Raw genomic sequence first — 13233 nt, 5'->3', positions numbered from 1 at the left:
AACTATATGATTATGTAAATTGGTATAATAATAAAAGGATTCATGGGTCTCTGGGGTATTTAACACCAGTGGAATACAAAACTTTGATGTCCGAGAAAATAGTGTCCTAAAAGGGGTTGCCGATCCATAATGCCTGATGGAACTTAGCATCCGTTAAAACATCTACATAATTTGCAAATCCTACAAACTCTGGTATTGAACCAGAAAAAATATAGTGCAGGGAATAATTTAATACCGTCATAAGCGGAACAAATGCAGTAATAGCCATTACGGCAAGTGCGGGTATTAAAAACAGCCATGCTTTATTGTCATAATTCATTTATATTCCTCCATAATAAATGCTGGTTTTTATCTTTTTCTGAAATCAACTCTCTTTCCTTCATTGAAAAATTTAATTTCATCCTGCTTAAAATGGAGCCATGAGGTATCACCCTCTTTGATTGTCAAAGACTCTTCAGCGCGGCTTTTTATATTTATTTCTCCAAATGTTGTGGTGACAATCTGGTACGCTCCATTGTCTTCTACCAGCTTTACTTTCCCTGAGATACAATCACTCTTTTCTGATATATATGTGCTGATGTATTCAGGTCGAATACCGAGAGTAAAATCATCTCCCATTTTAAGAAGCTGCTTCGAAATTTTTTCCGGTATTTTTATAGAGCTCCCATTAAAAATGGCTTCTCCATCTTGATTCAATTTGACATCAAACAGGTTCATACCCGGACTTCCGATGAAATATCCGACAAAGGTACTTTCCGGATTTTCATGAAGCTCTTTTGGAGAAGCATTCTGACTGATATGCCCCACCTCCATGACAGTCACTTCTTCTGCAAATGTAAGTGCCTCATGCTGATCATGTGTTACATAAATCATCGTGAAGTTTAACTCTTTTTGTATCTGCTTTAATTTGCGCCTGAGACCCCACTGTGCTTTTGGATCAATAACTGTCAGCGGTTCATCAAGAAGTACTGCTGCGGTGTTTGGTCTGACAATTCCCCGTCCTAAAGAAACTTTTTGCTTATCCGCAGGAGTCAGTTTTGTAACTGAAAGGTTCAGCAAATTGGTAATTTCAAGAATCTCTGCAACTTCATAAACCCGTTTTTTGATTTTCGTTGAATCAATGCCATCATTTTGAAGTGGAAATGCAATATTTCCATAGACATTCATTGATTCATATACCACGGGAAACTGGAAAACCTGAGCGATATGCCTTTCCCTGGCAGTAAGTTGAGTCACATCCTGACCGTCAAATAAGACCTGCCCTCTAGTGGGGACGAGAAGACCGGAAATTATTTCCAATAAAGTGGTCTTACCACAACCTGAGGGTCCTAGCAGCGCAACTGCAGATCCATTCTGGTAGGTAATATTGATGTCTTCCACCGCGTATTTAGGATTATCAGTTTTTCCTTCTGCGAGCTCATAACTGTGCCATATATCTCTTAATTCTATCGTAGCCATATTTTTATTTATCCCTCCCTATCATTCAGACCAGGTTTTAGCGCTCAATTCATGTGTATTTTTATCAAAAAGATAAAATCGTTCGGGATCTACATAAATTTTTATGGCTTCACCGATATCATAAGAAATAATATCTTGTACTAGTGAGATAATATTTTTTCCGCCATGCTCAATATGAATTTCCGTATCCGATCCAACAGCCTCAGTAAGCTCTACAAATCCGTCAATTTCCACGAATGAATCTTTTTTACGAGTCAACGAAATATCATGAGCATGAATACCGAGATAATAAGAATCGTTTGGTAATTTATTATGTATTTTACTTACATCAATTTTGAATTCCTCAGTAACTTTTATATACTGACGACCGTTCTCATCTACTTTTTTTCCCTCTAAAATATTCATGGTAGGATTGCTGAAATATTCACCCACCTCAAGATATTTAGGATTTTTATAGACTTCTTTCACGGGGCCGTATTGCATTATTTTGCCTTCATGTACGAAGCCCACATGTGAAGCCATTCCCATGGCATCAATCGGTTCAGGAGTGGCATAGATGATTGATCCGCCTTTTTTGCCGAAGATCAGTTTTAACTCACCCCGAAGCTCTTCTCTAAGCTTGTAGTCAAGATTTGCCAAAGGCTCATCCAGAAATACGTACTTTGTTCCTTTGGCAAGAGCCCTGGCAAGTGCTGTACGTTGCTGCTGGCCACCACTGATCTGTTCTGGTAAATGATCAAGAATATGACTGATTCCCAATAGTTCAGCATTGGCTCTTACCCGTTCATCTATTTCCTTTTCAGTATATTTGATCTTTGATACACGGAGAGGAGAAGCAATATTTTCATAAATGGTAAAAGAGGGATAGTTAACAAACTGCTGATATACCATTGCGATATTTCGCTGCTGAACAGACATATTTGTGACATCCACTCCGTCATAATAGATTTTTCCACTTGTTGGCTTTTCTATTCCAGCAATAATCTTTAATAAAGTTGTTTTACCAGATCCTGTCGGGGCTAATAAAACGGAAAAATCGCCATCATTTACGACCAGGTTAACGTTATCCAAAATGTTATAACCCTGGTGCGTCTTGGTCACATTTTCAACTGTAATTCCCATAAACAGTTATTTCCTTTTATTGTTTATTTTGGTTTTTTATTAAATAAATTATCCCATGGAATTTTCGAGTTGCCATTGTACTATAAAGTTGAATGAGAGGACTTTTTCATCGAATTATTATGTTCAAAATCGAAAGAATGGTAACATTTTGTGATTATTGCCAAATGTTTCCATTCTTTTTATATATTTGTTCTCATATATATTTGTTATCCGTTTTAATACATTATATTTAAATTTTGTACTTTACTAATTTGCCCAAATTTATCCCTGAAAAAGTGTGATAATTTGCATATATGCATAATCAGAATAGGAGTGAGAACATCTTTGAGGAGTTAATAGATTAAGGATGTATAATAATGGAAGCAGATAGGAATCTTATCTGCTTATTAAAATCTGAAGAGTTGTCATCAGGGTTATTGCACATAGGCATGGATCCTTGACAATAAATTGGGATAGAGTAATCCAGTTTTTTCCTTATGATTCTCAGTCGGAGTGTATTTGTGAACTTTATTATTCAAGGTATAAGAACAGGCAAGCCGTGTATGTCGGAAACGGCAAGGCATGCTTGAAACGCATCAGTTATCTGCAGTAACAGAATTTCTTTACAGTTAGGGGCTCAGTGTTACCAGCTCTTCATTTTTTTCTATATAGTCTTCATATTGTTTTCTATAAGCAGCTGGAGTTACTCCCAAATGTTTCTTAAAGACCTTAATGAAATAACCGCAATCATCAAATCCAAGATCTAGTGATATATTGATTATCGGCTCAAAAGTAGTCTTGAGAATTTCCTGTGCTGCAGCTACTTTCGTTTTATTAACATAGTTTGAAAAATTAAATCCTGTCTCCCTTTTAAATAATTTGCTGAAATAGCTGGAACTGATGTTACATTTTGAAGCCATATCTTCCTGGTATATTTTCTTCTCGTAGTTTTCACTAATGTAATTGAGAGCTGGTGTTAATAAGCTGAACTTTTGAGCTTTAAGAACTTCTTTTTCATGCATTATTTTTTCATTCTTTACTACAATTTCATTATGAGTCTCAATCATATTATCTTGCCCATCCCTGGGGTAATAAAGGTGTATGTTATGATGCAAATCGCTTAATGGCTTATGCTCATTTAATTGGTTTTCAACTAATAGCTGCTTAACTTCATATAAGGATGTTTTTAATACCGCCTCACCTACAATATAGTTAGTTAAATGATGCATCATCTGCGCGATCGCCTCTATTTTATCTATTGGCATCACTAATAATTTCTCATAAGAATCTCTTAGGGCTTGTGAATCATTATGATCAAGCTGATCACGTTTACTAACAATATGCTCTAATCGTTGATTATTCTCTTCATTCTCCAAACGAATCTGCCCAGCCATTAAGGCACCAAGATACTGGCCATCAACGACAATTGGTACGGCAAAATCCACTATTCCATAATGACAAAGGTATATGTAGGGTTTATTAATCCTTGTGGCCTCTAATCCCCCTCGGGAATCACATTTTTCACAAGATTCATTTAGTTCATGATTTTGACGAATAGAGCTACAGAACTCACTGCAATTGCTATGTCTTGTAATAGGATGACCCTTATAGTCAATTGTTATTACTGCCATATCTGTTGCTTTTGCAATATCGTCTTGAATTTTCTGGAAAATATCTACATTGATAATATAATCTAACTGATGTAATTTCGTTCTCATTACACACCTCATAATTGATAATTAAACATCCGTGTATTCATACATATCAATCATTCAAGATAATAAATGAAATCCAAAACTTTATACTTATTCACGGGAAGTTCAAAACAAATAGTTGACTAATTAAAGAAATGATAATTGATACTACACTCAGTTTAAGATATCCGTCAACAATTTATATTTTGGGTATTTCATTCAGGAATCCTTATCATTAGCCTTCTGTAATCCTGCAACTATTTATCTCTAAAATGATTTAAGTTATTTCCCATTCTGCCAGTGAATATAAATCATATACCCCAATCCATGAAGAAATAAATATGGTCAAATTCTTGGTATATAACATTTTAAAGATAAATAAAATGAGAGATTATCTGAATCGACTGGTTATCAACAGTCTACATACGATACTTTTTTATTTGACAGTTACAACCTTAAACTGTTACATGAACAACTCTAAAAAACAGGGAAGGCCATTAGATTCCGATTGATCTCGATGTCTTTTCCAATGGATAATTCCAGAATAAAACAGGACCGTCCCCCGGTCAAACATATAAAGTGAGAATGTATATGTTCCCATTTCAGTTATATTAAAACTGTTTATTGCATACTAAAACAGGCCAAATCTGCAGTCCTGAACAGAACAGTTCATTAGGGAACGACAGATTACATTAAATGATACTAGAGAGTTTATGGGAACTTAACACACGACATCAAGTACTACTGTATACCCTAAGACCATATTTAGGAAAGATCAGAAAATTACCTGGATAATCAAGGTTTTTAAGATCATCAATATAAGCCGCAAAATCATACTCACACTCCCTGTCTTCAAAACAGACAGTATCAGCAATATGAATTATTCCGTATCGTGCCAAGCGGGAAAAATCCTTACCCGGCATACTCACTGCACCGAAGTTTTTTATCAGCTTATCTTTGAAAGTCATAGAAAATCGAAGATGTGTATGCCCACAGACAATTTTATCAGCCTTAATATTTGATAATTCAGATTCAAGGAAAGCACTCGTACTCTCCTGTAGAATTGCATGTGAATGAGAATACGGTGTTCCATGACAGAAATTAAAGAGCTGTGAAGCATACTCTTTTTCAGTTGAGACCGGCTTAGACAGCAGCTCTTTCTCAATGCGGGAATTTATTCTGTCCCGGGCCCAGAGTCCCATATCTTTCAGTATTTTTTCCAAATCACTGACGGGTTCAAAATCAGGTAATTCCGCCAACCAGTCATCAGAGTTTCCTTTTATCCAGACATCAGGATTCATATCCGACAACAGCTCAAAGACCTCTTTCGGCCGGGGTCCGGTCATAATCAGATCTCCCAGAAAAACAATCTTATCAACAGCCTCATGTTTAAGAGATTCAGCAATTTTCTCAAGAGCAGAAAGATTACCATGAATATCTGAGATTACAGCAATCTTCATTCTATTTATCTGTCAGCCCGTGGAGTTGTTTAAAGCAGGTTCTAAATATCCTGGAACAAACATAAACATTCCTCCAGTAGCCGAAATGAAAGTATGAGTACCGGGCATATTTCTCAACCTCCATAATGACTCCGAGATAGCCCAGCATAAGGGCATAGCGGATCTCTTCCTCCCTACTCGTACCGATAGGTTGATCAGAGACTGCATTATACAGAGCTCTCATTTCGGTCTTATGTTCAAGAGACATATTATTAAAATCCAGACAGACAAAATCTGCGATATGGTCACCCCAGAGACATCGTTCAGGATCTATCCAGGCAAGATCAACAGCGCCTTCTTTCTTCTGACACATTATATTTGCCGGCCATATATCAAAATTGATTAAACGACAGTCAACTTTCTCAAGAATCTCTCTATTAAGATTGATAAACCAAAGCAGTTTCTTTGCACGGCGTGTATTCTTCCCCAGATTCCGGCAGTCTTCGATCAGACTGGTAACCATTGCATGCAAAGCCAGATGCCAGTTGTCATGAAGACCGGTCTGCCTGTATCCAAATTGATCCCCTTTGACAGAATGCAGCTGTGCGGCCATGGCTGTCAATTTCTTATGTGCATCCTTTTTTTGATCATCACTTAGGTCAGCCTGATCAATCTGCGTGCCCTGTAGCCGCTCCATTATAAAAAACGGTGTAGCTACAATGTCACAGCTGAAGTCTGAATAATAGACTTCAGGAACTCGAATACCGGCCTTATCTCTCATCAGGGTGTAATAATAGACTTCCTGAGACATAATATTCTTTTCATAACTAAGGATACCGTCATTATCGATAGGAGCTATTTTCAGAGCGTAGGCTTTTCCTTCTGCATCTGCGGCATAAACACTGTTAAACTCACCATTGCCCAGATGTGAAATATCACGGGCACCCATAATACCGGCTTTTTCAAAAAGAGAAACAATTGTTTTGTTGTCGAGTTCATATTTGGTATTACTTTTCATACAAATATCTATAGCCTAAATGACATCAAGCCATTCAGGAACATCCATGCCTGCATCTCTTAAAATAGCTTCACAATGACCTATATGATACTGCAGGTGTCCTATCTGCATAAAGACAACATCCAGCCCCGATATTTTATGTACCAGGACAGATTCCATCAGCAGCTGTTCAGAACTGTATCGATTGAAATAGTAAGCAGCCAATTCTTCAGCTTCATTCAGGACCTGAGTGATCTGATCCTTTGTCAGCTGATTTTCAGGTTTTTTCTCCAGTTCCGGATAGACATTCAAATCTTCATAAGGTTCAGAAAATTCTTCAGTATCGGTCCTTAACCAGAATAGGGAACCCGAAATGGCATGGAGAATCTGCTGCCAAAAGACATAACCGCCTTTTTCTTCATTCCAGATTGTATCAGGAGTTCTTTCAATTAGATTCTCAAGCATCTCAAAACATAGAAACAACTGTCTTCTTGCAACACCGTTTAAATCCATAACAATTCCTTATTATGTGTGTTCTTAATTATTCCACTCATATAGAACATTATAACCCTATAATAAAAAAACGAAGAACTCTTTTAATAATAATCTACCAGCCCTCACTGAACAAAACCATGGTCATATTAATAGGCCGCTACAACTCAAGGGTAACATCGTTAAGTAAGGATTTTAGATCTTTTTTTCCGGATATCAGGGGTTATCCTTTTTGGCAACTATAAAACTATTGGTCGATGATTCATGCAGATTATCACATATTATGATTGAAAATCCGCAGGACTCCATTCTTCCTCTTAGTTCTTCAAGGCTGTATTGTCTGTAGAAAGGAATAATCCCTGTCTTACTGAGTATATGAAAAAACATTGAAGCCAATCTTCCAGAGCCTTTTCCGCTGTCTGTCACTGAAATGAACTGTCCTCCGGGTTTCAATAATCCATGGATTCGATTTAGTGAATCATCAATGCCCTCAATTAAATGAAGAATATTGAAGCCCGTAATAACATTGAAAGATTCGTCAATCAATTTACTGTCAAAAAGTTCTGACACAGTAAAACCAACATTTGTAATATTTTTGTCCTGTGCCTTATGACTGGCGATCTCAATCATCTTTTCAGATATATCAATTGCAGAAACGTTGTTTACATAAGCGGCTAATTCAATCGAAGCGGTTCCCGGACCACAGGCAAAATCCAAAAGGACATCTTCCCGGTTCAGGTATTTAATTGTTCTCTCAATGGTCAGCTTATAGTCCTGGTCATTTCCTGAATCATCCTGCTTAGCATAGTTTTCAGCTATTCTATTCCAGAACTTTTTCGCATCAGCCATTCACCCCTCCCCTTCTGCCCTCTTCTATACATCAATGATGCCTTTAGTTTTGGCTAATCCCACAGAACAAAGTTAATCATCCTGCCGGGGCCATGACCATGCAGTTCTTTGCCTATTCTATAAAAACTTTCTCATAATGTTCTGGAATCTTGTATTGCTTATGGGGTGGTGACTCAATAATTCTCCGTTGTAAATGAGTGCAAAAGTACCAAAAGGACTTGGATTCAATTGAGCTGCCTCGTGTCCGGATAGCTCAACGACCTGAGGATGAAAACCCATATTCTCAGCCGTTTCTACCATCGCCAGGACATTCTTCTCTGTGTATGGACACTGAGGTGAGCGGAGGATAAAAAGTCCATCAATATAATCCTGCAAAGAATTTTCAAGAAATCTTGGGTTGTGTGGAGAGGCTCTGAATTGTAATCCCAACAATTCAAAATCAGGTTTCCTCTGATCAAGTACAGCAAATCCATTCCTCACAAAGATATCCTTTTTTGCCATGAACGAACCTTTTCGAGTTACGACAGCAACACCATCCTTTTTGAGTTCTTCGGCATCCTTGATACAACTTTCTATGAGTCGGCTGCCATAACCGTGTTCCTTGTATTCCTTCTTGAAACCAACAAACAGACAGTGAATAAACATAAAATTATCAGCTGCTACTGGACGATGTGCATATTCTCCTGCAATGTATTCGATCATTCCCTGACTGCCGTTCTTCTGTGACATTAAAATATTGATCCTAAGGCCTTTCGGATAGTATTCCTTATACCAGGCTGCTTTCCAGAGCATCTCTTTATGTTTATTGGCGTCTTTGTATCCACAGAAACCGTAATCCAGAATATTTTCAGGATTTAGAGAGATTATTTCCATTTGCTCAGTCTCTGGAATATTACTCATATTCTGTGCTCCTATCATTGTGAAGGGCATACTATATTCGATCTATATATAGATGGCATATCGCATCTTATAACATCTCGAAATATGATTTATAAGAATTCAGCAGGGAATTACCAATCCTGGATTTACCAAAATTACGATAAAAAAATCCTAAAAACCCTGGAGACTTTACATCACTCAATATAATTCGGTGTTGTACCATTGCATGACTTGCATGAAACTCATCTAAACAATGGGACTTTACATTTATCATCCCCCCGGCCTGATAATCTTCATCATATTCTACAATGATGCTTTCATTTGAAATCGTTTTCTTAATATTGCTTCGTCTCATCAGGCCTTCATTTGTTTTTAATACGACAGAATCAATCCCCTCTTCTATAAGCTCAACACTTGTCAATCCGGGCATCAATCGAACAATATCAGTATAAAATTTTCCCGGGTCACTATAGGATTCCCCGATTTTCTGAATATCACAATTAATACTGTTTTTATTTTCAAACCAAACCGACATTGCAATCTCCTCAAAAAAATCTGGATATAAGACTTAAAGTAAGGCTCTATTCCCAATTTTAAATCAGTTGAATAAAATATTCCAAGGATTATCAACTTGTTAAAACTCTGCATTGCAATACTGCCTGAACAGTTCTATTAGAAAAAATCACCCAGACCTTGCAAGCTGGTCTTTTCACTGAGATAATACCGTTATGAAAAAACCTGTTGTGTCTATTGCATCCTGTGATACTTACGATGCTGACCTTATATACAAGACATTAAACAAAATTATTCCCGGGACAGATTTCCCTGAGATCAATGGTAAAAAAGTCCTTTTAAAACCCAATATGCTATCAGGTTCTGAGCCGGATAAAGCGGTTACCACACATCCTGAATTTGTCCGGGCTGTTGTTCGTATAATGAAAGAGAAAGGTGCCGCTGAAATATATGTTGGAGATTCTCCCGGTGTCGGATCACCCGATGCGGCTGGAAAGAAATGCGGCCTTAAAGAAGCTGCGGAATCAGAAGGAGCTACATGGGCTACTTTTTCAAAAGACATTCCGGTTCCCTGTCCAGATGGACGGAAGCAGAAACAATTTTATCTGGCAGAGATATCTCAACAAGTTGATCTGATAATAAGCCTCCCTAAGATGAAGACCCATGAGATGATGTACTTCACTGGTGCGGTAAAGAATCTTTTTGGGTTGATTCCCGGACTGAAAAAGTCCCGCTTCCATTTTAATTTTCCCGAAAAAGAGGATTTTGCATCAATGATTGTAGATCTTCTTGATACTGTAAAACCGGTGTATGCCCTCATGGACGGAATTGTCTCCATGGAGGGACCCGGGCCGGGGAGCGGTTATCCCCGTCAAACCGGTCTTGTTTTTGCCTCATCCAATGCAGCAGCTCTGGACTGGTCTGCTGCTCAGATTATGGGCTACAAAGTTGATGAAATCCCAATTTTCAAGGAGATCCTGAACAGAGGAGTCTGGCTGCATCCTGATATGGAAATTGAATATCCTGTGCTGAATCCTGAAGATCTGGTAATAAAGGATTTTAAGAGAGTTCATATTATTAAGGACAATGGCTTTTTTAAAAATGCAGTCCCGGATGTTATTTTTCATACAATAAGGAACATGTATGTGCCCAGACCGGTATTCAAGGCTTCTCCCTGCATAGTCTGCAGAAAATGTATTGAGATATGTCCGGCGGATGCCTTGAAGTCTGTTGATGGTGCTGGAAAAGATTCAAAAGGCAAAAAAATAGATATCAACTATAAGGACTGCATCCGCTGCTATTGCTGTCATGAGGTATGTCCTGTGGATTCCATAGCTGTAAAAAGAAGGCTGTTTTGAAAAGCAGTTTTAATGAGCTGTTGAGCAGGTTCTGCGACAGCGACTGTGACCGCTTCAAATTTATCACCACTCTTCTCGAATGGAAGGATATACCCTTTGATATTCTTCCCGGAGGGGGAAACCATATCCTGGTTCACCCCAGACACCACAAGGGTTTCTTACCCGACCGCTGTCGTAAAATACTGACAGCCCACTACGACAGGGTTCCAGGCACCCCCGGTGCTAATGATAACAGCGCAGCCGTTTTTATGCTTCTGAAGCATATTGATCTGCTTCAGTCTGCGGAGTATCCCCACAACACCCTTGTATTGTTTACAGATAGTGAGGAGCTGCTTGAAGGGGACTCCATCAAATCTCAGGGAGCCTGGCAGCTGGCGGAGTTATGGCCTGAGGAACAGAGACATAAGGACCTTTTTTTTGTATTTGATATGTGCGGCATAGGGGAAACCCTTATCTGGGGAAGAACTGCAGCCAAGCTTCCGGGTATCAATATGGAACATATAAATGGGATCTATGACTCTCTTAAGGATCTGCTTTACCGCTTCAGCCGGCAGGAGGAGATGAATATCAATGATCTTTTCTCTGATGACCTGGGATTTCTGCTCCAGGGACTGACTGCATTGCAGATTTCCATGCTCCCCTGGAAAGAGGCAAATGAGTGGAAGAAATATCTCTCGGAACGGGAAAAATCCAGCCTTAAGATGCCGGACAAGGTTGATGATCTTAAAAAATCGATGAAATACCTTCCGCCAAGCTGGAGAAATAACCACAGTGCAGAGGACAGGATCTCCACACTGGATGATAAGGCCTTCAAGGTAATGGAATCCTTCTTAAGAGAACTGTCCCGTTATCAGATTCCTCTGCTGCTATAATCTTATTTAAGAGAGAAAGGTTCCAATTTCTCTTACTATTCCCTGTATATGATCAGGATTTGTTCCACAGCAGCCACCGACTATTCTGACACCCGCTTTGAGCAATGCCGGTACATGGGTGGCATATTCTTCTGCGCCCATGGGATAAACAACTTTATTATTTTCAAGGATCGGAAGTCCCGCATTGGCCTTGATCCATACAGGCAGAGAAGTATTCTGACAGATAATATCCGCCAGCGCTACATATTGATCAATTCCGGCTCCGCAATTTGCCCCGACAGCGGCAGCGCCCAGCTCAGTGAGGACAGGAATAACATCCTGAGGAGAATGCCCCATAATAGTACGGAATGAACCATCAGCCATCCTGTCATATGTCAGTGTCACAGCCACAGGAAGACCAGATGTCACTGCACCTTTCAATGCTGCAGAGACTTCAATGAGGTCCGTAAACGTTTCGAGAAGAAGGATATCGGCACCGCCCTCTTTAAGAGCTGCAGCCTGCCGGGCAAAAGATTCTTCAACCTCGTCTTCTGAAACCTCACCCATAAAAACCATTTTTCCACAGGGGCCCATATCACCAGCTGTAAGATATGATTTACCAGAGGCTGCTGCAGTAAGTCTGGCAGCTTCTTTATTGATAAGGTCTGCCTTTTCCTCTAAACCGTATTGCGCCAGTTTGATAGAGGAGCCACCGAAACTGTTGGTAAGAATAATGCGGCTTCCTGCCTCGGCATAGGAGGCAGCTACGGATTTTACGACATCAGGAGAATCAAGGTTCATGAGTTCGGGAGAATCCCCCTGCTCCAACCCGGCTTTAAGGAGCTCTGTACCCCATGCTCCGTCTGCTGCTACAGGCTGTTTGACATATGTGTTCCATTGTTCTGATGTCATAGTATCTCCCTTTCTCTACATTAAAAGAATTATACTCTGAATAGAGGCGTATGTGAAATCGCTTTTGTTTGAGTTTTTTGCATAGTCCGCCTTGCAAAAAGGCTAAAAAGATAGGATGCTTCGTTTCAAGAAAGATTTACAGGAGGTCCTATGTCAGCATCCGTATGGTTCTGGACAGCTTTTCTATCCATACTACCTATTTCCGAGCTTAGAGGAGCCATTCCCTACGCCATGACACAGGGAATTCCATTCTATGTAGCATGGCCTCTCTGCGTTGCTCTGAATGCTCTGGTTGCACCTCTGGTGTATATCTTTCTTGTATCTTTTCATAAAATCTTTTATAAATGGTCCTTCTATGCCGGTCTCTTTGACAAGATTATTGAAAAGGCACGGCATAAGCTGCATGACAAGGTAGAAAAATACGGTTATCTGGGTGTGACACTTTTTGTTGCCATCCCCCTACCCATAACCGGAGCCTATACGGGAACTCTGGGAGCCTGGATTCTGGGACTATCCAAGAGAAAAACCGCATTGGCTGTACTCATCGGTGTGATGATCTCAGGAACTATCGTGACAAGCATTATGCTTTTCGGTCATGGTGCCTTTGATTTATTCATAAAAGATGTACATTAAGTAACTGTATAAAAACTGATAAGAATATAATCCCGAGGTTTTCCTGAAGTGAATTTG

At 39.2% G+C, this 13233-nt stretch carries 15 protein-coding genes; 4 read left to right on the top strand and 11 right to left on the bottom strand.

Going from position 1 to position 13233, the window contains the following annotated elements; all coding sequences use genetic code 11:
• Positions 1-110 (top strand): IS3 family transposase (locus tag DV872_RS17230; RefSeq protein ID WP_147283199.1); only part of this gene is annotated, 110 nt, incomplete at its 5' end.
• On the opposite strand, the gene DV872_RS17225 is transcribed toward DV872_RS17230, so the two are convergent.
• The 10 genes from DV872_RS17225 to DV872_RS17180 form a co-directional block, all read right to left on the bottom strand.
• Complete coding sequence (locus DV872_RS17225; protein ID WP_196167401.1) at positions 107-319, bottom strand: sugar ABC transporter permease; 213 nt, start codon at positions 317-319, stop codon at positions 107-109. The two genes, DV872_RS17230 and DV872_RS17225, sit on opposite strands and share 4 nt — an antisense overlap.
• 29 nt (positions 320-348) lie before the next feature.
• Positions 349-1458, bottom strand: a complete 1110-nt coding sequence (locus tag DV872_RS17220) for an ABC transporter ATP-binding protein (RefSeq protein ID WP_114631192.1) — start codon at positions 1456-1458, stop codon at positions 349-351.
• A 21-nt stretch (positions 1459-1479) separates the two neighbouring features.
• Positions 1480-2580 carry an ABC transporter ATP-binding protein gene (locus tag DV872_RS17215; protein ID WP_114631191.1) on the bottom strand — a complete coding sequence of 367 codons (1101 nt, stop codon included), beginning with the start codon at positions 2578-2580 and terminating at the stop codon, positions 1480-1482.
• A gap of 608 nt (positions 2581-3188) precedes the next feature.
• Positions 3189-4277, bottom strand: coding sequence for a PocR ligand-binding domain-containing protein (locus DV872_RS17210; protein WP_114631190.1), 1089 nt, complete (start codon positions 4275-4277; stop codon positions 3189-3191).
• A 710-nt stretch (positions 4278-4987) separates the two neighbouring features.
• The gene (locus DV872_RS17205) at positions 4988-5713 is read right to left on the bottom strand and encodes a metallophosphoesterase (RefSeq protein WP_114631189.1); all 726 of its coding nucleotides are present in this window, start codon (positions 5711-5713) and stop codon (positions 4988-4990) included.
• A 1-nt stretch (position 5714) separates the two neighbouring features.
• Entirely contained in the window at positions 5715-6710 is a 996-nt protein-coding gene (locus DV872_RS17200) for a phosphotransferase family protein (RefSeq protein ID WP_114631188.1), read from the bottom strand.
• A 15-nt stretch (positions 6711-6725) separates the two neighbouring features.
• On the bottom strand, positions 6726-7202 hold the full coding sequence (locus DV872_RS17195) for a DinB family protein (protein WP_114631187.1): 477 nt from the start codon (positions 7200-7202) through the stop codon (positions 6726-6728).
• A 195-nt stretch (positions 7203-7397) separates the two neighbouring features.
• Positions 7398-8030, bottom strand: a complete 633-nt coding sequence (locus DV872_RS17190) for a class I SAM-dependent methyltransferase (RefSeq protein ID WP_114631186.1) — start codon at positions 8028-8030, stop codon at positions 7398-7400.
• Positions 8031-8147: 117 nt separating this feature from the next.
• Positions 8148-8930: a YoaP domain-containing protein gene (locus DV872_RS17185; RefSeq protein WP_114631185.1), complete on the bottom strand. Its 783-nt coding sequence runs from the start codon at positions 8928-8930 to the stop codon at positions 8148-8150.
• A gap of 67 nt (positions 8931-8997) precedes the next feature.
• The gene (locus tag DV872_RS17180) at positions 8998-9339 is read right to left on the bottom strand and encodes a hypothetical protein (RefSeq protein WP_147283198.1); all 342 of its coding nucleotides are present in this window, start codon (positions 9337-9339) and stop codon (positions 8998-9000) included.
• A 298-nt stretch (positions 9340-9637) separates the two neighbouring features.
• Here DV872_RS17180 and DV872_RS17175 point away from each other — a divergent pair, with 298 nt between their 5' ends.
• Positions 9638-10780: a DUF362 domain-containing protein gene (locus DV872_RS17175; protein ID WP_114631183.1), complete on the top strand. Its 1143-nt coding sequence runs from the start codon at positions 9638-9640 to the stop codon at positions 10778-10780.
• Positions 10777-11652 (top strand): M28 family peptidase, encoded by an 876-nt coding sequence (locus tag DV872_RS17170; protein ID WP_158547026.1) that lies wholly within the window; start codon positions 10777-10779, stop codon positions 11650-11652. The genes DV872_RS17175 and DV872_RS17170 overlap by 4 nt, the downstream gene beginning before the upstream one ends.
• Positions 11653-11658: 6 nt before the next feature.
• Here the strand turns inward: DV872_RS17170 and DV872_RS17165 are convergent, their stop codons facing one another.
• The gene (locus DV872_RS17165; protein WP_114631181.1) at positions 11659-12543 is read right to left on the bottom strand and encodes a homocysteine S-methyltransferase family protein; all 885 of its coding nucleotides are present in this window, start codon (positions 12541-12543) and stop codon (positions 11659-11661) included.
• Positions 12544-12693: 150 nt separating this feature from the next.
• Here DV872_RS17165 and DV872_RS17160 point away from each other — a divergent pair, with 150 nt between their 5' ends.
• On the top strand, positions 12694-13176 hold the full coding sequence (locus tag DV872_RS17160) for a small multi-drug export protein (RefSeq protein ID WP_114631180.1): 483 nt from the start codon (positions 12694-12696) through the stop codon (positions 13174-13176).
• Positions 13177-13233 lie beyond the last annotated feature (57 nt).

It is taken from the genome of Oceanispirochaeta sp. M1 (assembly GCF_003346715.1).
Lineage (GTDB): Bacteria > Spirochaetota > Spirochaetia > DSM-2461 > DSM-2461 > Oceanispirochaeta.
This window is presented reverse-complemented; position numbering and strand designations above follow the sequence as displayed.

What these genes read in the sequence shown, in the direction of transcription:
- DV872_RS17165 (WP_114631181.1), bottom strand. Translation starts at nt 12,543, where the DNA reads ATGACATCAGAACAATGGAACACATATGTCAAACAGCCTGTAGCAGCA.
- DV872_RS17195 (WP_114631187.1), bottom strand. Translation starts at nt 7,202, where the DNA reads ATGGATTTAAACGGTGTTGCAAGAAGACAGTTGTTTCTATGTTTTGAG.
- DV872_RS17185 (WP_114631185.1), bottom strand. Translation starts at nt 8,930, where the DNA reads ATGAGTAATATTCCAGAGACTGAGCAAATGGAAATAATCTCTCTAAAT.
- DV872_RS17160 (WP_114631180.1), top strand. Translation starts at nt 12,694, where the DNA reads ATGTCAGCATCCGTATGGTTCTGGACAGCTTTTCTATCCATACTACCT.
- DV872_RS17215 (WP_114631191.1), bottom strand. Translation starts at nt 2,580, where the DNA reads ATGGGAATTACAGTTGAAAATGTGACCAAGACGCACCAGGGTTATAAC.
- DV872_RS17190 (WP_114631186.1), bottom strand. Translation starts at nt 8,030, where the DNA reads ATGGCTGATGCGAAAAAGTTCTGGAATAGAATAGCTGAAAACTATGCT.
- DV872_RS17175 (WP_114631183.1), top strand. Translation starts at nt 9,638, where the DNA reads ATGAAAAAACCTGTTGTGTCTATTGCATCCTGTGATACTTACGATGCT.
- DV872_RS17210 (WP_114631190.1), bottom strand. Translation starts at nt 4,277, where the DNA reads ATGAGAACGAAATTACATCAGTTAGATTATATTATCAATGTAGATATT.
- DV872_RS17200 (WP_114631188.1), bottom strand. Translation starts at nt 6,710, where the DNA reads ATGAAAAGTAATACCAAATATGAACTCGACAACAAAACAATTGTTTCT.
- DV872_RS17180 (WP_147283198.1), bottom strand. Translation starts at nt 9,339, where the DNA reads ATGCCCGGATTGACAAGTGTTGAGCTTATAGAAGAGGGGATTGATTCT.
- DV872_RS17220 (WP_114631192.1), bottom strand. Translation starts at nt 1,458, where the DNA reads ATGGCTACGATAGAATTAAGAGATATATGGCACAGTTATGAGCTCGCA.
- DV872_RS17205 (WP_114631189.1), bottom strand. Translation starts at nt 5,713, where the DNA reads ATGAAGATTGCTGTAATCTCAGATATTCATGGTAATCTTTCTGCTCTT.
- DV872_RS17225 (WP_196167401.1), bottom strand. Translation starts at nt 319, where the DNA reads ATGAATTATGACAATAAAGCATGGCTGTTTTTAATACCCGCACTTGCC.